Source organism: Pandoraea morbifera, from assembly GCF_902459575.1.
In the GTDB taxonomy this organism is placed as follows: Bacteria; Pseudomonadota; Gammaproteobacteria; order Burkholderiales; family Burkholderiaceae; genus Pandoraea; species Pandoraea morbifera.
Genome location: NZ_CABPSD010000004.1, coordinates 42,626 through 66,426 on the forward strand (window position 1 = coordinate 42,626; position 23,801 = coordinate 66,426).

The 23,801-nt window shown below is 64.8% G+C and carries 19 protein-coding genes and 2 tRNA genes; 11 read left to right on the plus strand and 10 right to left on the minus strand.

Annotated elements, in window-relative coordinates; genetic code table 11:
* Nucleotides 1-46 precede the first annotated feature (46 nt).
* The 4 genes from PMO31116_RS08380 to pncB all read right to left on the minus strand — a co-directional run bounded on the left by PMO31116_RS08380 (nt 47) and on the right by pncB (nt 4,896).
* The gene (locus PMO31116_RS08380; protein ID WP_246185226.1) at nt 47-1,039 is read right to left on the minus strand and encodes a 2-hydroxyacid dehydrogenase; all 993 of its coding nucleotides are present in this window, start codon (nt 1,037-1,039) and stop codon (nt 47-49) included.
* Nucleotides 1,040-1,064: 25 nt separating this feature from the next.
* Nucleotides 1,065-2,483 (minus strand): sodium:proton antiporter, encoded by a 1,419-nt coding sequence (locus tag PMO31116_RS08385; protein WP_150566328.1) that lies wholly within the window; start codon nt 2,481-2,483, stop codon nt 1,065-1,067.
* Nucleotides 2,484-2,760: 277 nt separating this feature from the next.
* Nucleotides 2,761-3,423 (minus strand): LutC/YkgG family protein, encoded by a 663-nt coding sequence (locus tag PMO31116_RS08390; RefSeq protein WP_150566329.1) that lies wholly within the window; start codon nt 3,421-3,423, stop codon nt 2,761-2,763.
* Nucleotides 3,424-3,702: 279 nt separating this feature from the next.
* On the minus strand, nt 3,703-4,896 hold the full coding sequence (gene pncB, locus PMO31116_RS08395) for a nicotinate phosphoribosyltransferase (protein WP_150566330.1): 1,194 nt from the start codon (nt 4,894-4,896) through the stop codon (nt 3,703-3,705).
* A gap of 253 nt (nt 4,897-5,149) precedes the next feature.
* On the opposite strand from pncB, the gene fdxA reads away from it, so the two are divergent.
* The 3 genes from fdxA (at nt 5,150) to PMO31116_RS08410 (ending at nt 5,814) form a co-directional block, all read left to right on the plus strand.
* Nucleotides 5,150-5,473, plus strand: a complete 324-nt coding sequence (fdxA, locus tag PMO31116_RS08400) for a ferredoxin FdxA (protein WP_023594391.1) — start codon at nt 5,150-5,152, stop codon at nt 5,471-5,473.
* A 104-nt stretch (nt 5,474-5,577) separates the two neighbouring features.
* Nucleotides 5,578-5,653 (plus strand) — tRNA-Asn (locus PMO31116_RS08405).
* An 85-nt stretch (nt 5,654-5,738) separates the two neighbouring features.
* Nucleotides 5,739-5,814: transfer RNA gene (locus tag PMO31116_RS08410), tRNA-Asn, on the plus strand.
* A 204-nt stretch (nt 5,815-6,018) separates the two neighbouring features.
* Here the strand turns inward: PMO31116_RS08410 and oxlT are convergent.
* Together oxlT and PMO31116_RS08420 are read right to left on the minus strand one after the other, a co-directional pair.
* Nucleotides 6,019-7,341 carry an oxalate/formate MFS antiporter gene (oxlT, locus tag PMO31116_RS08415; RefSeq protein ID WP_150566331.1) on the minus strand — a complete coding sequence of 441 codons (1,323 nt, stop codon included), beginning with the start codon at nt 7,339-7,341 and terminating at the stop codon, nt 6,019-6,021.
* A 1,205-nt stretch (nt 7,342-8,546) separates the two neighbouring features.
* Nucleotides 8,547-9,353, minus strand: coding sequence for a FadR/GntR family transcriptional regulator (locus PMO31116_RS08420; protein ID WP_174970993.1), 807 nt, complete (start codon nt 9,351-9,353; stop codon nt 8,547-8,549).
* A 269-nt stretch (nt 9,354-9,622) separates the two neighbouring features.
* Between PMO31116_RS08420 and PMO31116_RS08425 the strand changes: the two genes are divergently transcribed.
* From PMO31116_RS08425 to PMO31116_RS08455, 7 genes are all read left to right on the plus strand, one after another.
* On the plus strand, nt 9,623-11,215 hold the full coding sequence (locus PMO31116_RS08425) for an FAD-linked oxidase C-terminal domain-containing protein (protein ID WP_425494782.1): 1,593 nt from the start codon (nt 9,623-9,625) through the stop codon (nt 11,213-11,215).
* A gap of 86 nt (nt 11,216-11,301) precedes the next feature.
* Nucleotides 11,302-12,387 carry a glycolate oxidase subunit GlcE gene (gene glcE, locus PMO31116_RS08430; RefSeq protein ID WP_150566333.1) on the plus strand — a complete coding sequence of 362 codons (1,086 nt, stop codon included), beginning with the start codon at nt 11,302-11,304 and terminating at the stop codon, nt 12,385-12,387.
* Between the two features lie 8 nt (nt 12,388-12,395).
* The gene (gene glcF / locus PMO31116_RS08435; protein ID WP_150566334.1) at nt 12,396-13,646 is read left to right on the plus strand and encodes a glycolate oxidase subunit GlcF; all 1,251 of its coding nucleotides are present in this window, start codon (nt 12,396-12,398) and stop codon (nt 13,644-13,646) included.
* A gap of 210 nt (nt 13,647-13,856) precedes the next feature.
* Nucleotides 13,857-14,261, plus strand: a complete 405-nt coding sequence (locus PMO31116_RS08440; RefSeq protein ID WP_150566335.1) for a DoxX family protein — start codon at nt 13,857-13,859, stop codon at nt 14,259-14,261.
* An 83-nt stretch (nt 14,262-14,344) separates the two neighbouring features.
* The gene (locus PMO31116_RS08445) at nt 14,345-15,172 is read left to right on the plus strand and encodes a dioxygenase family protein (protein ID WP_150566336.1); all 828 of its coding nucleotides are present in this window, start codon (nt 14,345-14,347) and stop codon (nt 15,170-15,172) included.
* 139 nt (nt 15,173-15,311) lie between these two features.
* Nucleotides 15,312-16,265, plus strand: coding sequence for a LysR family transcriptional regulator (locus PMO31116_RS08450; RefSeq protein WP_150566337.1), 954 nt, complete (start codon nt 15,312-15,314; stop codon nt 16,263-16,265).
* Between the two features lie 103 nt (nt 16,266-16,368).
* Nucleotides 16,369-17,718: a hemolysin family protein gene (locus PMO31116_RS08455; RefSeq protein WP_150566338.1), complete on the plus strand. Its 1,350-nt coding sequence runs from the start codon at nt 16,369-16,371 to the stop codon at nt 17,716-17,718.
* A gap of 204 nt (nt 17,719-17,922) precedes the next feature.
* Here PMO31116_RS08455 and PMO31116_RS08460 read toward each other — a convergent pair whose 3' ends face one another.
* The 3 genes from PMO31116_RS08460 to PMO31116_RS08470 form a co-directional block, all read right to left on the minus strand.
* Nucleotides 17,923-18,690 carry a flagellar brake protein gene (locus PMO31116_RS08460; RefSeq protein WP_150566339.1) on the minus strand — a complete coding sequence of 256 codons (768 nt, stop codon included), beginning with the start codon at nt 18,688-18,690 and terminating at the stop codon, nt 17,923-17,925.
* A gap of 244 nt (nt 18,691-18,934) precedes the next feature.
* Nucleotides 18,935-19,570 (minus strand): LysE family translocator, encoded by a 636-nt coding sequence (locus tag PMO31116_RS08465; protein WP_150566340.1) that lies wholly within the window; start codon nt 19,568-19,570, stop codon nt 18,935-18,937.
* Nucleotides 19,571-19,799: 229 nt separating this feature from the next.
* Nucleotides 19,800-20,003 (minus strand): cold-shock protein, encoded by a 204-nt coding sequence (locus PMO31116_RS08470; RefSeq protein ID WP_023594378.1) that lies wholly within the window; start codon nt 20,001-20,003, stop codon nt 19,800-19,802.
* Nucleotides 20,004-20,570: 567 nt separating this feature from the next.
* Between PMO31116_RS08470 and PMO31116_RS08475 the strand changes: the two genes are divergently transcribed.
* A complete protein-coding gene (locus tag PMO31116_RS08475; RefSeq protein WP_246185205.1) occupies nt 20,571-21,278 on the plus strand; it encodes a peptidoglycan DD-metalloendopeptidase family protein in 708 nt (235 codons plus the stop codon).
* An 84-nt stretch (nt 21,279-21,362) separates the two neighbouring features.
* Here the strand turns inward: PMO31116_RS08475 and mdoH are convergent, their stop codons facing one another.
* On the minus strand, nt 21,363-23,786 hold the full coding sequence (mdoH, locus tag PMO31116_RS08480) for a glucans biosynthesis glucosyltransferase MdoH (RefSeq protein ID WP_150566541.1): 2,424 nt from the start codon (nt 23,784-23,786) through the stop codon (nt 21,363-21,365).
* Nucleotides 23,787-23,801 lie beyond the last annotated feature (15 nt).

Genomic DNA, 23,801 nt, shown 5'->3' on the forward strand with positions numbered 1-23,801 from the left:
ACCTTCCTGTCCTGCCCAATAGACGCGTCGGGCGTGCCCGGCGCGATTACGCCTTGCGCGCGGCCGGATTGAGCAGGCACGGCGGCTTGCCTGCGGCCGCACCGAAACCAAGCGCTGCGATCAGATTGTCGGCCGCCAGACTTGCCATGCCGCGGCGTGTCGCCGCGGACGCACTGGCGATATGCGGCGTCAGCACGACGTTGGGCACCTGCAGTAACGCCGGATGCACCTTGGGCTCCCCCTCGAAAACGTCGAGCCCGGCCGCCGCGATTTGGCGCTTCTCGAGCGCGGCGGCGAGTGCCGCGTCGTCGACGATGCCGCCGCGAGCCAGGTTCACCAGCGTTGCGGTCGGCTTCATCATGGCCAGCTCCTCGGCGCCGATCGTATGATGCGTTGCCGCCGAATACGGCAACACCAGAATCACGTGATCGGCAGTGCGCAGCAGCGTGTCCTTGTCCACGTAGCTCGCCTTGCAGGCGGCTTCCGTCGCCGCGTCGAGATGCGATCGGTTGTGATAAACGACGCGCATGTTGAAGCCCATGGCGCGACGGGCGATCGCCTGCCCGATGCGCCCCATGCCGATGATGCCCAGCGTGCTGCCGTGAATGTCCGCGCCGAGGAACATGTCATAGGCCCATTTGTCCCAGTGCCCTTCGCGAAGCCATCGCTCCGACTCCGTCACGCGGCGCGCGGTCGCCATCAGCAGTGCCCAGCCGAAGTCCGCGGTCGTCTCGTTGAGCACGTCTGGCGTGTTCGTCGCCATGACGCCTGCCGCAGTCATCGCATCGATATCGAAGTTGTTGTAGCCCACCGCCATGTTCGCCACCACGCGCAACTGCGGCGCACCGGCCAGCACCGACGCGTCGATGCGCTCGCTCGCCGTGGTGATCGCACCAACCTTGTCGGCCAGTCGCGCACGCAGCTCGTCGCTCGAATACACGGTATCGGCGTCGTTGCGCTCCACATCGAAATACTGCGCCAAACGCGCGATCACGTCGGGAAAAATGGCTCGGGCTACCAGGATCTTCGGTTTCACCAGGAGTCTCGCAAAGAAGGTCGCGGGGTCAGAAGAATATCAGGGTCGTCAGGACGAACAACGGCAGCAGGATCGACCCCGACCACAGCATATAGCCAAAAAAGCTCGGCATGCGAATACCGCGCTGCTCGGCGATGGCTTTGACCATGAAGTTCGGTGCATTGCCGATGTACGTGTTCGCCCCCATGAACACGGCCCCCGCCGAGATCGCGGCGAGCGTGGCGGCTCCGGAGGTCATCAGCGTGGCGGCGTCGCCGCCGGCAGTATTGAAAAACACCAGATAGGTCGGCGCGTTGTCGAGGAACGACGACAATAACCCCGTCGCCCAGAAATACATGTCGTTGTCCGGCGCGCCGTTCGCGCCGGTAACCAGACGCACGACCCAGCCCAGCGCGCCGGCGTCGCCCGCGCGCAGAATCGCGACCACCGGGATGATCGTGAGGAAAATGCCGGCAAACAGTTTCGCGACCTCCTTCATCGGCTCCCAGTTGAATCCGTTGCCTTCGCGAGCGGTACGCGGCGTGATCGCAAGCGAGATGAGCGTCACCGCGATCAACCCGGCGTCACGGACGATGTTCTGAAGCTCCACGGGCGTGCCGAAGACGTCGAACGTCACCCCCGGCTTCCAGAGGCCGCTCATGAGCACCAACCCGACGGCGGCCGCGAGCAACACGAAATTGCGTTTGCCTTCAAGACGCAGCGGCGCGGCGTGCGGCGTCGGATCGAGTTCCTCGATTAGACGCTCGCCCTTCTGGCGGAAGTGATACGCATCGATCAGGAAGAACAGCAGCAGCAGTGTCACGCAGATGAACAGCGTTTCAGGCCAGATGTGGACCGTCGTCCAGAAGAAGTCGACCCCCTGCAGAAAGCCGAGGAACAGCGGCGGATCGCCCAGCGGCGTGAGCGAGCCCCCGGCGTTTGCCACGAGGAAGATGAAGAACACGACCACGTGCACGTTGTGCTTGCGGTTGTCGTTGGCGCGAATCAGCGGGCGAATCAGCAGCATGGCCGCCCCCGTGGTGCCCATGATGCTCGCCAGGATCGTGCCGAGCGTAAGCAATCCGGTATTGAGCCAGGGACCGCCGCGCAGGTTGCCGTGCACACAGATGCCGCCCGCCGTGGTGAACAGTGCCGTGAGCAGCACGACGAATGGAATGTATTCGGCGACCACGGCGTGCACCGCGCCATACCACGCGGCGCCGAGGCCGAACGCCGCGGCGAACGGCACGAAAAACGCCGCGCCCCAGAACGCCGCGATCTTGCCAAAGTGGTGATGCCAGAAGGCGGGCGCGAGCAGCGGCCCGAGTGCGATCGAGAGCAGCAGGCCGGCGAACGGCAGCCCCCACCACGCAACGAGTTGCGCGCCGTCCGGTCCGGCGGCGCGCGCCACCGGGCTCGCCAACATCAGCGCCGTTGCCGCCGACGCACCCCAAATCCCCTTGTGCATTTCTGGTTCCTGTTCATTGAAGGTCGACTCGATACGAGTCGACGTCGGCCCCGGAGTGCCCGAAGTCGCACGAGCTTGGGAAATATCCCAAACTTAGGCGCAACATCGCTGGCTGCGCCGATTCCGACAGCCCCGGAGTGTTCACGTTAGTCGGCTCGCGCGCCCGCGCAGGCCATCGTGCGCCCGTTCGGCTTCGGCTCGTGGCGCCCTCGCGACCGCCCCCGGCCACCGGGACAACGAAGCCGTCGATCCGGCGTCGCGCTTGCGACGCCGCGCGTCAGGCGCCGTCGACGATGATGAGATGAACGCGGTATGGGCCATGGGCGCCCAGCACCAGCGTCTGTTCGATGTCGGCCGTTCGCGACGGGCCGGCGATGAAATTGGTCGCACGCGAGAGCTGTCCGCGCTCGCTTCGCATCAGCGCAAAGCCGTCTTCATGACCGGCCACGATGCGCGAGGCCGGCACGATCGCGATGTGGGTTTCCGGCAGCAGCGTTGCCGACGCGAACGTCTCCGGCCCCGACATCATCATCAGCGCGCCGGTCTCGGCGATGGCACAGAAGCATCCGGTGACGCCGACCAGGTCGTCGCCGTGCGGCTTGCGGAATTCCAACTGGCAGCCTGCGCCGGCCCAGTCGAGATCGCGCAGCGTCGGCCACGCTACCGCCCGAGTCGCGAGGCCATTCGCTTGCAGGTAAGTCGCGGCGGCGGCGGGAACGTCCTGCATGGCAGGCACCCGCGCAATCGTGGTGGAGAGCGCTTCGGCCTTGGCGATGAAGGTGGCGACGAGGTCGGCCGCCATGGTCGGGCGCGGTCCTTGCGGATGCCGCGCGAGATAGTCTTCGGCGGCCGCCTGCTCGTTCGCACGAGCGACATCGGGACGATGCTGAGCGTTGCGAATGCGGGCAAAGATGCGATTGCGGGCGTCGGAGGTATCCATGGTTTGTCCTGTGAAGCCGACGCGTCGGACTGCTGCCGACGCCGTCGCCTGTCGTCTCTTGTCGTGTCTCTTATCAGCGCAAGGCCGCTGGCATCGAAGCCGGCGGGCGATGCGCAATTATAGCGGTTGCCCTCGGGGGAACGACCGGCCTTCGCGCACATTCGGAATGGTCTGCAGCCAACGTCGGAACCGGCGAGGCCGGCCGACCCGCTCCGATGTCACATCCGCCGCCATGTCGCCGTCGCCCCCTTCGGCGCCGCGGGCGTATCCGCTGCGCCGTCAGACGCCGGCTTCCGTCACGGGCGCGATCTCGAAGACCTGACGCAGATAGGCAAGATAGGCGTCGTCCTCGCACATGTTCTTGCCCGGCGAGTCCGACAGTTTCGCTACGGGCTGGCCATTGCAGCGCACCATCTTGATGACGATCTGCAGCGGCTGATAGCCGAGATCGTTGGTCAGGTTCGTGCCCACACCGAACGCGAGCTTGCAGCGATCGCGAAAACGCTCGAAGAGCTGCAGGACCTTCGGAATGTCGAGACCGTCCGAGAAGATCATCGTCTTGGTGCGCGCGTCGACACGGTTCTGCGCATAGTGCTCGAGCAGGCGCTCGCCCCACGCGAACGGATCGCCGGAATCGTGCCGCGCCCCGTCGAAAAGCTTGCAGAAATACATGTCGAAATCGCGCAGGAACGCCGACATGCCGTAGACGTCCGAGAGCGCGATCCCCAGGTCGCCGCGATACTCCTTCGCCCAGGTCTCGAAGCCGAAGATCTGCGAGTCGCGCAGCCGCGGCCCCAGGGCCTGGCATGCTTGCAGATACTCGTGCGCCATGGTGCCCAGCGGCGTAAGCCCGTGCTTGAGCGCGTAGTACACGTTGCTCGTTCCCGCGAACTGCTCGCCCAGTTCGTCTCGCAACCTGAGAATCACCTCTTCGTGCCACTCCTTCGAGAAGCGGCGGCGCGTGCCGTAGTCGGCGATCTTGCAGTCGCGATAGTCCACGCGCCCGGCGAGCATGCAGATCTTGTCCCTGAGACGCTGACGCCCCTCCTGATAGGCCGGTGTGCGCTGCGTATTGCGGAAATACACCTCGTTGACGATGGCCAGCACCGGAATCTCGAACAGGATCGTGTGCAGCCAGGGCCCCCGGATCGCGATGTCGATCTCGCCGTTGCCCTTCGGCGACGGCTGCACCGTGATGTACTTCTCGTTGAGATGAAACAAGTCGAGAAAGTCGATGAAGTCGCTCTTGATGAAGCGCATGCCGGCGAGGTAGCGCAGCTCGGACTCGGTGAAGCGCAGACCGCAAAGCAATCGGATCTCGTCGCGGATCTCGTCGACGTACGGCGTGAGGTCGACGCCTTCGGTGCGGCACTTGAAGCGGTATTCCACCTGCGCGGCGGGGAAGTGATGCAGGACGACCTGCATCATCGTGAACTTGTAGAGATCGGTATCGAGCAGCGACGTGATGATCATGACGACAGGCCCCGGAAGGAGCACGCACGTGAGAGCAGCGAGTGCCGGCGCTCGGGCGAGCGACGGCGCGCGGGGAAACAGCGGACATCGTACCGCAAAGCGGCGCCGCGCATGACGTTGCGCCGTTGCGGGACTGCCCGCCGCGCCGCGCACGAGGCGCCATTTCGGTCTCGCACCCGCGACGTCGGGCTGCGTTACAATACGCGCTTTAACGGCCAATCGAAGCCGTTTCGCGCCCTACTCTGGAGTTGGCATGACGCACGTTGTCACCGAAAACTGCATCAAATGTAAATACACCGACTGTGTGGACGTTTGCCCCGTGGATTGCTTCCGCGAAGGCCCGAACTTCCTCGCCATCGATCCGGACGAGTGCATCGACTGCGCCGTTTGCGTGGCCGAGTGCCCGGTGAATGCCATTTATGCTGAAGAGGACGTGCCGGGCGATCAACAGGCGTTCATCGCGCTGAACGCCGAACTCTCGCCGAACTGGCCCAGCATTACCAAGACGAAGCCTTCGCTGCCCGATGCGGACAACTGGAAGGACGTTACCGACAAGCTTCATCTGCTCGAGCGGTAAGCCGCGAGCGATACGGGCGAATGTCGCATGGCGGATGCAGAAAAAATGCGTCCTGAGTGTTGACAGTGTACGAAAGCCGCCTCTATAATCGCTTTCTCTTTTGATCCCCGATAGCTCAGTCGGTAGAGCGCCGGACTGTTAATCCGTAGGTCCCTGGTTCGAGCCCAGGTCGGGGAGCCAAGAATACCGAAGCGATGGCCTCGCGCACGCGGGGCCTTTGTTTTAGTCGATGCGTTGTGACAGCGATGCGCGACACCCAGTTTGATCCTCGATAGCTCAGTCGGTAGAGCGCCGGACTGTTAATCCGTAGGTCCCTGGTTCGAGCCCAGGTCGAGGAGCCAAAACGCAGAAAGGCCCGTCTTTGACGGGCCTTTTTTGTTGCTCGCTGCCGATATCCGGCCAGCGCTTCCTCACCGCCCCACCCCATGCCCCCTTCCGGCGACACGCGGCATGCGACGCTCGGCGGCGCCAAACAAAACGGGGCACCGTCACCGGCGCCCCGCTCCGTCTGCATTTTTCGACGCTCACCGCGTCATGCCGCGAACTTACTCGCTGGCCGGCGCTCCGATCGCCACCGACGGGCTTGCCACGTTCTGCGTCTCGTTGTTCACGCTTTCGATCCAGCGGCGACGCATCGGTGCGAGCACGAACTTCGCCGCCACCGCCGCCGAGATGCTGATCACGGCCGCCGCGATGAACACACGATCCCAGTGACCGCCCACCGCCAGCACCGAAGCCAGCGGCACCAGCAGTGCGGCCGTGCCCTTGGCGGTATAAAGCGTACCTGCGTTGGACGCCGCGTTCTTGCTACCGAACGTGTCCGCGCACAGTGCCGGGAAGATCGAGAAGATTTCGCCCCAGCAAAGGAAGGTCATCGCTGCGAAGAACACAAACATGTACGGGTTCTGACCGAAGTGCATCAGGCCGAGCATCGCCACGCCTTCACCGAGGAAGATGATGAACATGGCGTTCTCACGACCGATCTTATCCGACACGAAGCCGCACAGCGGACGCGTAAAGCCGTTGCACAGGTTGTCGATCGACAGCGTCATCGTGAGCAGCGGCAGCGTTGCACCGAAGAGCGTCATCGGCATCGACGCAATGCCATAGTCCTTCGCGATCGGACCGATCTGTGCCGTAGCCATCAGGCCACCGGCGGCGACCGCCACGAAGCACACGTAGATCACCCAGAAGACCGGCGTTCGAATCATCTGCCCCGAGGTGTAGTCCACCTTCGTCGCCAGATTGCGGCGCGACGCCGTCAGACCCTTCGGCACACGCGGCTTGACCAGCAGCAGCGCGAGGATGAAGATCGCCACGCCCTGGATAATGCCGAAGTTGAAGAACGCGGCCTCGTAGCCCGATTGACGAATCATGTTCGCGATCGGAATCACCGTGATCGCCGCGCCGGCTCCGAAGCCGGCGGCCGTCAGACCGGCAGCCAGGCCGCGCTTGTCCGGGAACCACTTCAGCGCGTTACCTACGCACGTACCGTATACGCAACCCGCACCGATACCGGCGATGACGGCTGCCGTGTAAAGCACCGTCAACGTTTGCGCATAGGAGTAGAGGATCCACGACAGCGCCACGCAGATCGCGCCGCCCGCTACCACGGGCCGCGGGCCGAAGCGGTCGACCAGCCAGCCCTCGATCGGCACGAGCCACGTTTCAACGACGATGAAGATCGAGAAGGCCACCTGGATGGCTGCGATGCCCCAATGATGCTTTGCCTGCATCGGCTCGACGAACAACGTCCACGAATACTGCAAATTGGCCACAAGGCCCATACAGATGATGCCGATCACCAGTTGTGACCAGCGCCCTCCCAGAAAAGAGGTCTTCTCCTCCGGTTGCGCAGTTGCTTGCATGACTTGCCTCCTGTTCCTGTCAGACGATTGACGACGGCCCGCGATTCGTAGTGCGGTGCCCGACGTCATCGCGCGCCCCGTGCATCGGCACGTATGGCACGCCTCCTGGCGTTACTTGCGGCTCATGCTTGGCCGCTTGATCGCGGAACGCAGCCTGGCGGCGCGCTCGCGGGGCTGAGGCCCCGGCTGACTGACTCTCGGAAGCGCCAAAGGACACTTCCGGCCACCGCTCCGGCGCGGCGACGCAGGCTTTTCGAGCCCGCGCCGGCAAGTTGCCGGCTGCCGAAGGGTGACAAATGAAACGACTTCGAGTGCGGACCGGCTTGTGATGCCGGAAGGTCATGGTCGACGCCTTCCGTCCCATCGCAAGCCGCGCCCCTCACTCAGGCGAGCGCGCCTCGCGGACGCGTAATCGCCAGATCGCCTGCCCGCGACCGGCGGCAGGGAGATGAGACACACCGCGAGTCCCGGGCGACTTCCCCGGAGGATCGCGGCGTATGCGTCAGGGCAGTCCGTGCCGATAAAGTCATCCACACACACTGCCCAAAAAGAAAGACTGGTTTACCCAATTGCCGTCTCCGATGAACCTGCCGATCGAGCCGCCGCCCCGAGGTTTTCAAGGGACGGTTTTGGGCCGCTTCGGCACTTTGAATCTGATATACAAGATTCAATATATCGAATTAAGTATTTTTTATGGTTCCAAAATTAGTCGATGGCCGGATGACTGTCAACCCGAGAGCGCCCGGACGCGGCGCATGCGCTGCCCCCGTCGATGTGCCCGACGAGCCGCCGAAGCTCGGCGGCGGAATGGCGATAAACGTACGGAATTCAAGCGTTTGCGTCGCTCGGCACTCGCATGCGAGGGGCTGGTGAATCGTCAGACCGTGCCCCTGGAAGCTCATCATGCTCAGGGAAAACGATGACATTTTCGACGTTCGCCGATTACCCCCGAACGAGGAGACGAGCGAGATCGGAAGGACGGAGCGGCGCAGGGGTGAGACGTGAATGTCGCGGAGATCCGGGAGGTCCGGGGAAGCCGCACGGACCGCAACGCGCCAGCCCGCCTGGCGCAGGAGAACGCGAGAGGACTGGCCCTCGGCATCCGGCTGTCGCCTGCCCTCGGGCAGGGCAGGCGACATCGACGGGTCGGCCCAGACCGCGGACCTTGTGCGGACTGGCGCGAAATCGCGTGGACTCGCGCGGACTCAATCCGGCGTCACGTCGCCCGAATTGGTGCGGATGAAGGCGAGGTGTTCGCGAAGCGATCGTTGCGCGCTGTCGGCGTCGTGCGAAGCCACGGCACTGAAGATGCGGCGATGCTGGTCGATCAGTTCGGCCAGATCGGCCCCGTGACCGACGATCGCACGGTAATTGTCGACGACGGAACCGCGCAACAGCTCGAAAATCGCGTGCATCAGATGAACCAGCACGAGGTTGTGCGTCGCTTCGGCCAGTGCGAGATGGAAATGCGCATCGAGTTCCGGCACACGGGTGAGCAGCGTTTGGCCGCGCGCGTCGCCCTCGCCGTCGAGGCCGTCGCGGCCCGCCGCATACGCTGCCTCGAGTGCTTCGAGCGCCTGTGCGAGCCGTGCGATGTCCTCGGGCGTCGCACGCTGAGCCGCCAGCTCAACGGCCTTGGCCTCGAGCACCTCGCGCATCTCCAGCACGTCGTCGACCGTCTTGGCGTGGCGTGACATCAACTGCGAGAGCGGCTCGGCAAGCAGCGGCTGGCTGGCGTTCGCCACCAGATACCCGCCACCGGCCCGTCCGACGATCAACCCACGGGACTCCAGCCGCAGCAGCGCCTCCCGCAACGAGGGGCGCGACACGCCCATCTGTTGCGCCAGGTCGCGCTCGGACGGCAAGGCCGAGCCCGGCGCAAGCCGGCCTTCGACCACCATCGTCTCGAGTTGCTCGTAGACCATGTCGGAGAGCCGCAGGCGCGGCGGCGGCGTCACCGGGGCGAATCCCGCGGCGGTGCCCGGCGATTCACTGGCGGAAAGAGATGACATAGACGTGGAAGGCTCGTTGGACGGCATGTCGGCTTCGGTTCTCGACAAAATTCACAGACGCCACGATACAGGATGCCGACGCGCCGGGGGCGCCCGTCCGGCCGGGGAAACGACCCGACCGGAGGAATTTCCTTTCAGTGGGGGTTAACCCTGTAGTCGGAATCAGATCATTCCCTATACGATGACATCATCAGATCACTGGTCTACCAGTCTACCAGTAGACCATATAAAGTTCATCTCACATCCACGATCGTCCGAGAGCAAGCCTGATGGCATCGAATGCGTCGCCCTTTTCTCCTCACCCGTCGACGGCTACGGGTGCCGAACCACAGGGTTCCCCGGGTTCTGTCGTGACGGCTGTGCCGCCTCTGGGCCCGAACGAACCCGTATTCGCGCCGGTAGACGAACTCACGCGTGCCAGGCGGCTCGCCGCATTGCGTGCGGCCGCACCCGACGCCCTGTGGCTGACCGATCGCGAACAGATCACCCCCTACGAGTGCGACGGGCTGGCCGCCTATCGCAAGCTGCCCCTGGCCGTGGTGCTGCCCGCCGATGAAGATCAGGTATGCCGCATCCTGCGGGCATGCCACGAACACAAGGTGCCGGTCGTGCCGCGCGGCGCCGGCACGGGCCTGTCGGGCGGCGCGATGCCGATCACGGACGGCATCGTGCTGTCGCTGGCGAAGTTCAAGCGCATTCTCGAAGTGGACGCCTACGCTCGCACCGCGACCGTTCAGCCCGGCGTGCGCAATCTCGCCGTCTCTGAAGCGGCAGCCCCGTACGGTCTGTACTACGCACCGGATCCGTCCTCGCAGATCGCCTGCACCATCGGTGGCAACGTGTCGGAAAATTCCGGCGGGGTGCATTGCCTGAAATACGGCCTGACGGTTCACAACGTGCTGCGTGTGCGAGCCGTGACGATGGATGGCGAGGTCGTCGAATTCGGCTCGCACGCGCTCGACGCCCCGGGCCTGGACCTGTTGTCCGTGTTCATCGGCAGCGAGGGCATGTTCTGCGTCGTCACGGAAATCACGGTGAAACTCGTGCCGAAGCCGCAGGTGCAGCAAGTCATCATGGCGAGTTTCGACGATGTCGAGGCGGGCGGAAATGCCGTGGCCGCGATCATCGCCGCGGGCATCATCCCGGCGGGTCTCGAGATGATGGACAAGCCCGCGACGCAGGCCGTGGAAGAATTCGTTCACGCGGGTTACGACCTCGACGCCGCCGCCATCCTGCTGTGCGAGTCGGACGGGACGCCTGAAGAGGTCGCGGAAGAAATTGCGCGCGTCTCGGCCGTGCTGCGCGCCTCGGGCGCCACGCGCATCCAGGTCTCGACTTCCGAGGCCGAGCGTTTGCGTTTCTGGTCCGGGCGTAAGAACGCCTTTCCCGCCGCCGGCCGCATCTCGCCTGACTACTACTGCATGGACGGCACCATTCCGCGCCGCACGATCGGCACGTTGCTCAAGCGCATCGAGGCCATGGAAGTGCAATACGGTCTGCGCTGCATCAACGTCTTTCATGCCGGCGACGGCAACATGCATCCGCTGATTCTCTTCAACGGCAACGATCTCGACGAGTGGCATCGCGCCGAAGCGTTCGGCAGCGACATTCTCGAAGCGTGCGTCGAGCTCGGGGGCACGGTGACCGGCGAGCACGGCGTGGGCATCGAGAAGATCAATTCGATGTGCGTACAGTTCTCGCCGGAAGAGCGCGACGCGTTCTTCGCCGTGAAGCGCGCCTTCGATCCGGCCGGCCTGCTCAACGCCGACAAGGCCATTCCCACACGCGCACGCTGTGCCGAGTACGGCAAGATGCACGTGCGCGGCGGCCTGTTGCCTCACCCCGATCTGCCGAGGTTCTGATGTCGCAAGTCCCTCACGTCCCTCACGCCTCTCAAGCCCCCCAAGTCACCCCGTTGCCCGCACCGCGCAACGCGGATCCTCTGCCGATGCAAGCTGCCGCGCAGGTGCTCGCGGTCATCCGCGAGCGGGTCCTGACGGCCACATCGAGCGGCACGCCGCTCGACATTCGCGGCGGCAGTACCAAGCGTTGGTACGGCCAGGCTCCGTCGGGCGAGGCGCTCGACATACGCGCCTATCGCGGCATCGTCTCGTACGATCCGGCCGAGCTGGTCATCACCGCGCGCGCCGGCACACCGCTCGCCGAGATCGAGGCGGCGCTGGCCGAGCGCGGCCAGATATTGCCGTTCGAGCCACCGCACTTCGGCCCGCACGCCACGCTGGGCGGCTGCATCGCCGCCGGCCTGGCCGGCCCGCGGCGCCCGCACGTGGGGGCGCCGCGCGATTTCGTCCTTGGCGCCGTGGTGATGAATGGCCGGGGCGAAGTGCTGCATTTCGGCGGACAAGTGATGAAGAACGTGGCGGGTTACGACGTCTCGCGCGTGCTCGCCGGATCCCTCGGCACCCTGGGCGTCCTCCTCGAACTGTCCATTAAGGTCCTGCCCTGCCCCGTGGCCGAGGCCACGTTGCGCTTCGCGATGACGCAGGCACAGGCGATCGAACAACTCAATCGCTGGGGCGGACAGCCATTACCGCTCATGGGCTCGGCGTGGCACGACGGGGCGCTGAGCGTGCGCCTGGGCGGTGCCGCGGCCGCGGTTACCGCGGCGCGCGCGGCGATGGGCGGCACGCCGGTCGACGCCATCGCGGCGCATGGCTTCTGGCAGTCGCTGCGCGAGCAGACACATCCTTTCTTCTCGGCGGCGCCGGTCGCGGGAGACGGCCAGCCGCTGTGGCGACTGTCGGTGCCGCCGACCACGCCGCCGCTGGTGCATGGCGACGAGCACCTGATCGAATGGGGCGGCGCGCAACGGTGGTGGATCACGCCGCGCGACGCCGCCGAAGTCCGCGCAATTGCCGCAGCCGCGGGCGGTCATGCTACGCTGTTTCGCCATGGCGACAAGTCGGCAGGGGTTTTCACCCCGCAGCCGGCCGCGTTGCACGCTATCGGCGAACGATTGCAGCAAGCTTTCGACCCGAGCCGCATCTTCAACCGCCATCGGCTGTATTGCTAAAGAAGACGATGCAAACGAACCTCGCAGAATTCCTCCGTCAGACGCCTGACGGCGACGAAGCCGAAGCCATTCTCCGCAAGTGTGTGCATTGCGGATTCTGTACCGCGACCTGCCCGACATACCAATTGCTGGGCGATGAACTGGACGGCCCGCGCGGTCGCATCTACCTCATCAAGCAAATGGTCGAAGGCCAGAGCGTGACGCGCGAGACCCAGCGTCACCTGGACCGATGCCTGACCTGCCGCAGTTGCGAATCGACGTGTCCGTCAGGGGTGCAATACGGACGCCTGGCCGACATCGGCCGTCGTCATGTCGACGCGCAGGTGGGCCGCCCGGCCGGCGAACGCGCCCTGCGCTGGACGCTCGCCCGCGTGCTGCCCAACCGCGCCCTGTTCACGCCCGCACTGCGTCTGGGCCAGCAGTTCCGCACGTTGCTGCCGCGCTCGCTGCGCGAGAAGGTCCCCCATCGCCAGCGCTCGGGCAGTTGGCCGCAGGGCAAGCACGCCCGACGCATGCTGATGCTCGAAGGCTGCGTGCAGCCGGCCATGCTGCCCAACGTCAACAAGGCCACCGCGCGGGTAATGGACGCACTCGGCATCGAGATGATCCGTCCCGCGTCGGCCGGCTGCTGTGGCGCAATCCGCCTGCACCTGAACTATCACGACGACGGTCTCGACGACGTGCGCCGTAACATCGACGCCTGGTGGCCCGACATCGAAGCCGGCGCCGAGGCGATCGTGATCAATGCGTCCGGCTGTGGCGCGACCGTCAAGGAATACGGCCATCTGCTCCGGCACGATCCGACGTATGCGGGCAAGGCGCAACGCGTCGCCGAACTCGCGCGCGACCTGTCCGAAGTGCTCCTCGACAACCTCGAGGCGCTGCAGCGCCGCGTGCCGAATCGCAAGCTCGGCAAGATCGCGTACCACCCGCCGTGCACGCTGCAACACGGTCAGCAACTCAAGGGCGTGGTGGAAAAGGTGCTCGCGGGCGTGGGCGTGAACGTGGTGCTGCCGCAGGACAGTCATATCTGCTGCGGCTCGGCAGGCACGTATTCCGTCACGCAGCCCGCCTTGTCTCATCAGTTGCGCGATGCCAAGTGGAAGTCGCTCGACGCCCTGGCGCCTGAGCTGGTGGTGTCGGCCAACGTCGGATGCATCTGTCACCTGCAGGCGACCGCCAAGGGCGAGCATGCGCGCGATCACGCGCCGGTCCAGCATTGGATCGAACTGCTCGACCGCATGATCGCGACGGCATAGGCGCCGGCACCGCAAGCCGCCCTCGCCTCGAACGCGAGCGCCTTTCCGGGCGTTTGCGTTCGCCGTGGAAATTGTCCCGACAAACGGGATAATCAATCCCTTGGCCGCTCATTTATCTGAACGATGACGCTCCCTAGAATCGGGGTTGTGTCGGCGATCCGCCGGATTGCCGAGCGCACGCTTCCCCCGATTTCCCTTCCGGAGCCTGTCATGATCGATTCGAAAACCGCCCCGTACGCCGCGCTGCTGCTGCGCGTCTCGCTGGGTATCCTGTTCCTCGCGCACCTCTCGCTCAAGGTGTTCGTGTTTACCGTTCCCGGCTTCGTCGGCTTCATGGGCTCGCTGGGTCTGCCGCCGGTCGTCGCCTATGCGACCATGGCGCTGGAGTTCGTCGGCGGGCTGATGCTGATCACGGGGTTTTACGCTCGCTGGGCTGCCCTGCCGCTGGCCGCATTGATGCTCGGCACCATCGTCTCGGTGCACGGGCACAATGGCTGGATGTTCGCCAACAAGGGCGGTGGCTGGGAGTTCCCCGCCTTCTGGCTCGTCGCATTGCTCGTCGTGGCCCTGCTGGGTGACGGCGCCTTCGCGATCCGTCGCGCGCGCACTGCCTGAACGACGGCGGCGGCGGCGAAGACATCTTCGCCGCCCGTATTGCCGTGAATGCTGTTATTGCCGTACTTGCCGGAGTGATTGCCATGTCTGCCCTTCCCACCCTCTTCGTCTCTCACGGCTCGCCGCTGCTCGCGGTCGATCCGGGCCGCACCGGCCCGTTGTTGACGGCGCTGGGGCGTGCGGTGCCGCGTCCGAAGGAGATTCTCGTGATCTCCCCGCACTGGTCGACACCGACGCCGCGCGTGGGCAGTCTCGCGCAACAACGCACGATCCACGACTTCGGCGGTTTTCCTCGCGAACTCTACGCATTGGAGTATCCGGCGGCCGGCGCGCCCGAGCTGGCCGAGCGTACGGTGCAGTTGCTGCGCGACGCCGGACTGCCCGCATCCACTGACGACCAGTGGGGGCTCGATCACGGCGCCTGGGTGCCGCTGCGCTACCTCTACCCCGATGCGGACGTACCTGTCACGCAGTTGTCGTTGCAACGGCAGATGAGTCCCGAATACCAGTATCGGCTCGGGCAGCGCCTGGCACCGCTCGCGCGCGAGGGTGTCTTGATCGTGGCCTCCGGCAGCTTCACGCACAACCTGCACGAAGTGTTCCGTGCGCCGTCGGAAGATCGCGCCGAAGCGCCCTATCTCTCGGAGTTCGTCGCGTGGTTCACGTCGCACCTCGCCGCCATGGATCTCGACGCCCTGTTCGACTATCGGGCACGCGCGCCGCATGCCGAGCGCGCGCATCCGACGGACGAGCATCTGCTGCCGCTCTACATTGCGCTGGGTGCGGCCGACGATGCCGCGCAACAAACGCACTTCGACACGGGCACGACCTATGGCGCACTGCGCATGGACGCCTTCGCATTCGGCGATGCCGCCCCGTCGCTCGCGGACGTGAGCGCACTGGCACAATAGCGGCATCAACGCCGATAGCAGGGCTTGCAGGGTATGGACGGACGACGAGGGAACGGTGGTTCCCTCGCTCGCTCCGCCGTCGCCCGCGAGCGCGTCCGGCGGCCCCCGCCATTCCTATTCCGAGGAGCCTGTGCCCGGCATGAACAAACTTCGCGAGATCGAGTGCTTCATCGCCGTCGTCGAATCGGGCAGCTTCGTGAAAGCGGCGGCCACGCTCGGCATCTCGAAGACAGCGATCTCGCGCTACGTCGCCGATCTCGAGGCGCGCCTGGGGACGCGTCTGCTCCAGCGCACCACGCGCCGGCTGTCGCTCACCGAGCCGGGGCAGCGCTACGTGGAACGCTGCCGTCAGATCCTGGCGGAACTCGACGAAGCCGACGCGATGGCGGGCGAGCAGGACGGGCAACCGGCCGGGCCGCTGCGCATCAACGCACCACACACGTTCGGCGTGTTGCATCTCGCGCCGCTCTGGCCGACTTTTCTCGCGCGGCACCCGCAGGTCTCGCTCGACATCACGCTCAGTGACCGCCTCGTGGATATCGTCGACGAAGGCTTCGATCTGGCGATCCGGATCACGCGGCTACCCGACTCGTCGCTCGTTCACCGCCGGCTGGCCGGCACCCGCATGGTGCTTTGCGCGTCCCCCGATTACCTGGGACGGCACGGCACGCCGCAACATCCAAGTGAGCTGGCGCATCACGAGACTGTGGGCTACAGCTACTTTTCCCATCGACGCGAGTGGCGTTTCGACGGCCCCGACGGGCCCGTCTCGGTACGCACACATGCGCGATTGATCGCCGACAACGGCGACACCTGCCTGGCGGCCGCCGTGGCCGGCGCGGGCATCATTCTGCAACCGGCGTTTCTGGTGCAGGACGCCCTGCGCGATGGTCAACTCGTCGAATTCCTGCCCGAATACACGCAGGGCGAGACGGGCATCTACGTGGTCTATCCCACGCGCAAATACCTGAGCGCCAAGGTGCGCGTGCTCATCGATTTCCTCGTCGAGGCATTCGCCATGCCCGGCTGGCGGGCGCTCGACGAGACCCCGCGCACCACAAATCTGCCTGCATCCACCGCGAAAGCCCCCTGAATGGCCAGTGAACGGCGGACAAAACACTGGAACTTCTCGGAAAATTATGACGCCTGGCAAATGTCACTTATACTGACGGGCCTGCTGTCCCATTACCGATATTTTGGAAAACTTCTTACTGATCGTCGCTGCGATCCTGCTGGTGTTGCTCAACGGCTTTTTCGTGGCGGCGGAATTCGGCCTCGTCAAACTGCGCCAGACGCGCGTTCATGTCATTGCCCGCCAACGCGGTTGGCGCGGCCGTATCCTGGCCAAGGTGCACGGCCAGTTGGACACCTACCTCTCCGCTTGCCAACTCGGCATCACCCTGGCGTCGCTCGGTCTGGGCTGGATCGGTGAACCCGCTTTCGCGCGCGTGCTCACCCCGCTGTTCGCCAAACTGGGCATCAGCTCGCCGGAACTGATTCACGGGCTGGCCTTCTTCATCGCCTTCTTCACGATTTCGTATCTGCACATCGTCGTGGGCGAACTCGCCCCGAAATCGATGGCGTTGCGTATGCCCGAAGCGATTTCGGTATGGACCGCAGCGCCGCTGTACGGCTTCTACTGGTTGATGTTCCCCGCCATCTGGGTGCTCAACCACAGCGCCAACCGCCTGCTGCGCTGGACCGGACTCGATCCGTCCCACGGGACCGACGCGCATTATTCGGCCGACGAAATCAAGCTGATCGTGCGCCGGGGCGCCACGAGCGAAAAGCTCTCCCGCGATGACTGGAACGTGGTCGCCTACGCCATCGACTTCAGCGACCTGACCGTGTCCGACCTGATGCGACCGATGAGCGAAGTCGCGGCATTTCACCGGGACGCCACGTTCGCGCAGAACATGGATACGGCCTATCGTCACCGCTACAGCCGCTATCCGTTCTTCGACAACGACGGCGAGACGGTCCTCGGCGTGGTTCACCTGAAGGACTTGTTCCTCGCCGAACACCATGGCCAGTCCATCGACGACCTAGGCAGCATGGCCCGTCCGGTCGAACGCGTGAAACCCGACATGCCCGCGCGCGAGCTCTTCAGCCGCTTTCGCCGCGGTGCGCCGCACTTCGCGATCGTCGGATGGCCCGACCAGAAGCCGATCGGCTTTCTGACGCTCGACAACCTGCTTTCCGCGCTGGTCGGCAAGATCCGCGACGAATTCCGTCAGACCGAAGACGATTGGACGCGCATGGAAGACGGCACGCTCATCGGTCGCGGCAGCCTGCCGATCCTCACGCTGGAGCGAGCCCTGGGCCTGGAGATTCCGAGCGAGCATGCCGAATCCGTGGGCGGACTGATCATGAACGCGCTGGGTTACCTGCCTCGTGAGGGTCAGAAGGTCGACTTCGACGGTTTCTCCGTCGTCGTGAAGAAGATGCAGGGTCCTCGCATCGTACTGGTGCGCGTCTACCCCGAAGGCGTACGCGAAGCACGTGGCGAGGCGCCGCAGGCGACCACGCAGCAGCGCGAGCACTAAGCGACTTCGCGATCGTCGGCCGCGGACGGCGTGCCGCTTTGTGCGGCTTTGTGCCGGGGCATGCCGCCGCACCCGACGCGACTCCCTCCCGGCCCCCAACCGGATCGCACGATCCGAGCGAGGCACGCAACGTAAACGAACAAGGGCGGCCGGAGGGCCGCCCTTTCGGGTGCATCGTGTCGAAGGCACGCAGCCCCGAAAATCTCAACCGCGCGCAAACGCCTTGCGGTTGAGTTCGAGTTGCGTGATGAGCTTCTGCAGACGCGACTCCGCGGCGCGCGACAAGGCGATGAAGCGGCAACCGACGTGATACTCGACGTCCTTGGCAAGCGGCACGCTGCGAATCGCGCACACTTCGAGGTCGACCTGCACGGTGCCGTAATCGCGCAATTCGATCTCGGCCTGCATGAGCATCGACCCCTTAGGGATTTCAGCCGCCACTTCCGCCTTGGTGCGCAGGCCTACGCCGCCGAGCGACAGGTCGAATACCGACAGCCGCATCGGCGTGTCGTCCGGGAATTTGACCGTGCACTGATACGGATCGAGGATCGGGGTCTTCACGCGGAAGTTGTCACGTCGCTGCAGACGCACGAGCGTCTCGGGATACGACGAATAGAACGCCGGATAGCCTTCATACTCGCGCTCTTCCACATCGCCGATGGGAAAGTGCACCTGAATCCCCTCGGGCACACCAACGAACAATGCGCGCTTGTTCGCGAGCAGCGCCCGGTTCTCCGACTCCACGCCACCCCAGTCGAAATAGAATCCGCGCGCCTGCGGCTCCACCTTGAGCAATCGCGTGACGAGCTGGCGCTGGCCGTTGGCGAAGTACACCGTCATGAAATCGCCACGCGTCGCCAGATGACGCAGCACACCGCCGATTTCCAGCGGATTGCTGATGCGATACGAGTCGTGCAGTTGAGACTCGTCTTCCGTGGGCGCCGGTGTCACCTGCGGTTCTGTCGTTTCCATACCTGATCTTTTATTTGTTCCCGTGACGGCTGCCTTGCGGCGCGGGCCGTACGTATGTAAGCCTTTGCGAAACGCGCTACCGCGCCATGCCCCGGGTCGTGGACAGGGTCATGGTCGTGGTCAACGACGTTAACGGTCGCCGGCCGGAAATATTGAGCATCACTGCGGCGCACGAACCTACTGCTCCCCGTGCCGTGCGCCCCGCTCCGGCGTGTCGCCACGCCCGTAGTCTGCCCCCGACGAATCAGCGATGAACCGCCGCCATCAAGGCACCAAACCCCATGAACACCCCGCCGCTGATGCGGTTGAATGCCTTGAGCACGCGTGCTTCGCGCAGGTAGGGCGCGATGCGCAGGCCACCGGTCGCATACACCAGATACCAACTCACCTCGATCACGGCGAACGTGCCGAGCAGAATCGAGAACTGCGGCAGCTTGGCCGCCGTCGGATCGATGAACTGCGGCAGGAACGCGGCGGCGAAGAGAATCGCCTTCGGGTTGCTGCCGGCAACGAGGAAACCCGCCTTGAAGAGCTTGCCGAAACTCGACTCGGTGGCCAGCGGCGCTCCTAGCCGGGCGGCGGCCTCATTCGTGTCCACCGGCGAGCGCCAGCTCTTGTAACCGAGATAGACGAGATAGGCCGCGCCAATGTAGCGCAGCGTATCGAACAGCATCGGCCACGCCTTGAGCACGGCGCCGAGGCCGGCCGCCGAAATCGACATCATCGCGATGAGCGCGGTCATGCAGCCTGCCATCGTGCCGAGCGACGGCCGCAGCCCATGGCGCGCACCATGCGTCATGACGAGCAGCATGTTCGGACCGGGCGTCGCGGAGACGAAAAAAACGGTGACGACATACAGCCACCAGGTTTGCAGGCTCATGATTGCCTCGAAAGAATGCCGACGGAATTTCGATCTGGCATTGTAGCGTCGAACCGTGACGGTGACATGGTTCGCGTGCACCTCCCGCTGCCACGGCGAGGCCGGGCTGCGCGACAGGGCACCCGGAAAACAAACAGGCCCGATGACTTTCGTCATCGGGCCTGTCTATCGCGAGACTCCACCTCGCCCGAAGGGCTGAGGCGGAATCACGTGAATGCGAGCAAGACGCTTACAGCGGCTTGATGTTCGCGGCTTGCTTGCCCTTCGGGCCAACCTTGACCTCGAACGACACGCGTTGGTTCTCTTGCAGCGACTTGAAGCCGTCAACCTTCACTTCCGAGAAGTGAGCGAACAGGTCTTCACCGCCGGCGTCCGGGGTGATGAAGCCGAAGCCCTTTGCGTCGTTGAACCACTTAACAATACCGGTTTCCATGTTTTTTCCTAATAAAACAATAGCCAGGGATCGAAATGACCCCGTTTAGCGCTGACAATCAAGGGAAAATGAAGGACTAGAAACCAGCGAGAAGCAGGAAAACTACGTCGGACAACAACTTCGCGGCTTGACAATCTGCAGTTCGTTTTATACGTGGCCCGCTCGCGCTTGTCAACAGGAGAAATACCGCAAATTAAGTAACAATTTCCGCAATTAGCGGGGAATTTGGACGCTCATTGGTGGTCCGACCCCGCGTCGCTGCCCGTACAATGGGCGTTTTGTTCCGCGCCTATGCCGTTGTCGCGCGTCTGGCCCGCGTTTTGTGCTGTCCGAACCCGTTTTCGGGGAGGTTTCCCCTCTTTCTCCGTTCCCGGATTCAGCGGTGTTTTCCTTGACGCCCGCGCCGCCCACGTTGCGCCCTCGCCATTGGAGCCTCTCACCTGCCTACGGATGGAGCCTACCCGCCTCACGCGATCCGATCGATCGCAATCTGCAGTCCCCACGACAAGCCAATCCCGCTGGCTCGCCCGGTGCCGCACCCACACGCTCGGCCTGGCCGTGTGTCTGATGCTCGCCGCGTGTGCCGGTTCGCCGACGTACGGCCCGGTGCCTGCTGGCAGCTATCGCGTCCAATCGGGTGACACGCTCTATGGCATTGCCCGCGCGAACAACACCAACACGGCCAATCTGGTGCGCTGGAACGGGTTGACCGATCCGGACAAGATCGAGGTCGGTCAGGTGCTGCGCGTCGTGCCGCCCGCGGGCGCGAGCGCCGCGGCCGGTGCGCCTGCCACGGCCGCGTCGTCCGGCACCGGAGCTTCATCCTCGACCGCCGGGCCGCGTCCGCAGACCAAGCCCGCGGCACGCCCTGCGCCCGCGCCGGCCGCGCCACGCGTCGCCACGAACAAGATTCCGATGATCTGGCCCGCCGACGGCCCGGTGCTCGCCAACTTCAACGGCAGCAGTAACAAGGGCGTGGACATCGGCGGGCGGCCCGGCGACAAGATCTACGCCGCCGCTGCCGGCAAGGTGGTCTACGCAGGCAACGGTTTGCGCGGATACGGCAACCTGGTGATGATCCAGCACGAGAACGGCTATCTCACCGCCTACGCCCACAACCGGGCGATTCTGGTCAAGGAGAGCCAGTCGGTGAGCAAGGGCCAGACGATTGCGGAGATGGGCGATACCGACTCGCACGGGACGGTCAAGCTGCATTTCGAGGTGCGCCAGAAGGGCACGCCGTTCAACCCGAGAGATTTTCTGCCCTCTCGCTGACCCGCACAACCTCATGATGGCAAAACGGCAAGGCGCAACGCCTTGCCGTTCTGTTGTCGCGCGCGGCACAAAGCCGCACCGCACTCAGGCGGACGCGAGAAATCCCTGCGACAGACCGTTGGCGCGGGCGTCGCGCCATTCCCGATGCGCCCGGGGATCGGTCCACACCAGCAAATGCAGGGCAGCGAGGCCGCGCGGGTCGTTGAGCAACTCCCACTTCTGCGTGTTGGTCAGACGGGTCGGCCCCTTGAGCAACGCCGTCTCCACGCGCCCGGCGCGCAAGGCGCCACGCTTGGCATCGTCGAGGGTCGGTGCCACGCTCGACGCGACCAGCGCGTTGGCCATGGGATCGACCACGGCGTCGACGAAGTCGACATGCCTGCCCGCCTCGTCCGTGTATTTCTCCGTCATGCGCAGTTCCTTGGGCGGCCACGATTCTTCGGGAATCAGGAACAGTCGGGCGCGCTTGAGCGCGCGTCCGAGCGACACTCGGCTCGAGAACACGGATACCGGAATGGAGATCATCATCGAGCCGACGATCGGCATGAGCCACCAGATGAAGTCCGGGTTGAGCCAGTAGACGACCGCGCCCCAGCCCATGCCGATGATCGTTTGCAGGCCGTGGCGACGAATCGCTTCACCCCAGTGCGTCTCGGCGTCCTCGCGCGGCGGCGACTTCCACTGAATGGCAATGCCGGTGAGCGCGGCGAGCACGAATTGCGTGTGAAAGAGCATCCGCACGGGCGCGAGCAAGGCGGAGAACACCATCTCGATGAACATGCTCACGGTCACGGCAAACCAGCCGCCGAAGCGCTTCGCGCCTTTCACCCAGATCAGCAGCACGGCCAGGATCTTGGGCAGGAAGAGCAGTGTGGCCGTCGCCGAGAACAAGGCCAGTGCGCGCTCGGGGTGCCACTCGGGCCACACCGGGAAGAGCTGGCGAGGTGCCGTGAAGTATTCGGGCACCACGAGGGTGTGCTTGGCGAGCAGGCAGGTGGAGAGAATCAGGAAGATGAACCAAAGCGGCGCGGACACGTACGCCATGGCACCCGTGACGAATACCGCGCGGTGCACGGGGTGCATGCCTTCGGCAAGGAACAGCCGGAAGTTCATCAGGTTGCCCTGGCACCAGCGGCGGTCGCGCTTGAGTTCGTCGAGCAGGTTCGGCGGCATTTCCTCGTAGCTGCCGGGCAGGTCGTAGGCGATCCAGACGCCCCAGCCCGCACGTCGCATGAGCGCGGCTTCTACGAAGTCGTGCGAGAGGATCGCACCGGACATCGCGCCCTTGCCGGGCAACGGGGCGAGCGCGCAATGGTCCATGAAGGGCTTCAGGCGGATGATCGCGTTGTGCCCCCAGTAGTGCGATTCGCCGAGTTGCCAATAGTGCAGACCGGCGGTGAAGAGCGGGCCGTAGACGCGACCGGCAAACTGTTGCAGGCGCGCATAGAACGTTTCGCGACCGGCCGCGAGCGGCGCGGTCTGAATCAGGCCCGCGCTCGGATGGGATTCCATCATGCGCACGAGCTTGGTCAGGCATTCGCCGCTCATCACGCTGTCGGCGTCGAGCACGATCATGTAGCGATAGTTGCTGCCCCAGCGACGGCAGAAGTCGTCGAGGTTGCCGCTCTTGCGCTTCACACGCCGTTGGCGGCGGCGGTAGAAGATGCGTCCGAACCCGCCGACTTCGCGGCACAACGCCTGCCAGGCGTCGACTTCGGCGGTGCAGTTGTCTGCCTCGTTGGAGTCGGACAGGATGAAGAAGTCGAAGCGATCGAGCGAGTCGGTCTTGGCGAGCGACTCGTAGGTCGCGCGCAATCCGGCGAAAACGCGGCCGACGTCTTCGTTGCAGATCGGCATGACGATCGCCGTGCGGGCATCGGGCGCAATCGGCGCATCGCCGGCGGCCATCTTCGAGATCATGTGACGATCGCCCCCGAACAGCAGGACGAAGAAGCCGAAGATGGCCGTCCAGAAGCCTGCCGACACCCAGCCGAAGAGCAGGACGAACAGCACGAGTACGGCGAATTCGAGCGGATCTGCGCCGTGGTAGGGCAACACGGATGCCATGAAGTGCGTGGCAAGCGCGGTCTGCGCGATCATCAGCACGAGCAGCATCCAGCGGCGGCGGCGCCCCGCCTGGGACCATTTGCCCTTGGGGTCGGGCGCGTCGCGCACGAGCGGATCGGGGTCCTGGCGGCCGGTGAGCTTGCGCCACAGGCGTGCGAGCGGATTGAGCGACCATTCGCGCGGAATGAGCGATGCGCGTCGCACGGGCGGCGCGATGCGCAGGGTTTGCACGCCGCGCACTTCGCGGAGGCCGGCAGCGCTCGCCAGCGAACCGCCTTCGGTCAGGGCAAGACGCACGGGCTGCGAGGCGAGCACGGCTGCGCTGTCGGATTCGATCTCGGCGAGGTCGTGCGGGTGCCACGCGGCCGTCGCCACGTGGGTTTCGGTCGCCGCTGCACCCTGGCCGGGGTTGCCGGCGTCACCCTCGGGCGAGCCCACCATGGGCGTCGCGTTCGC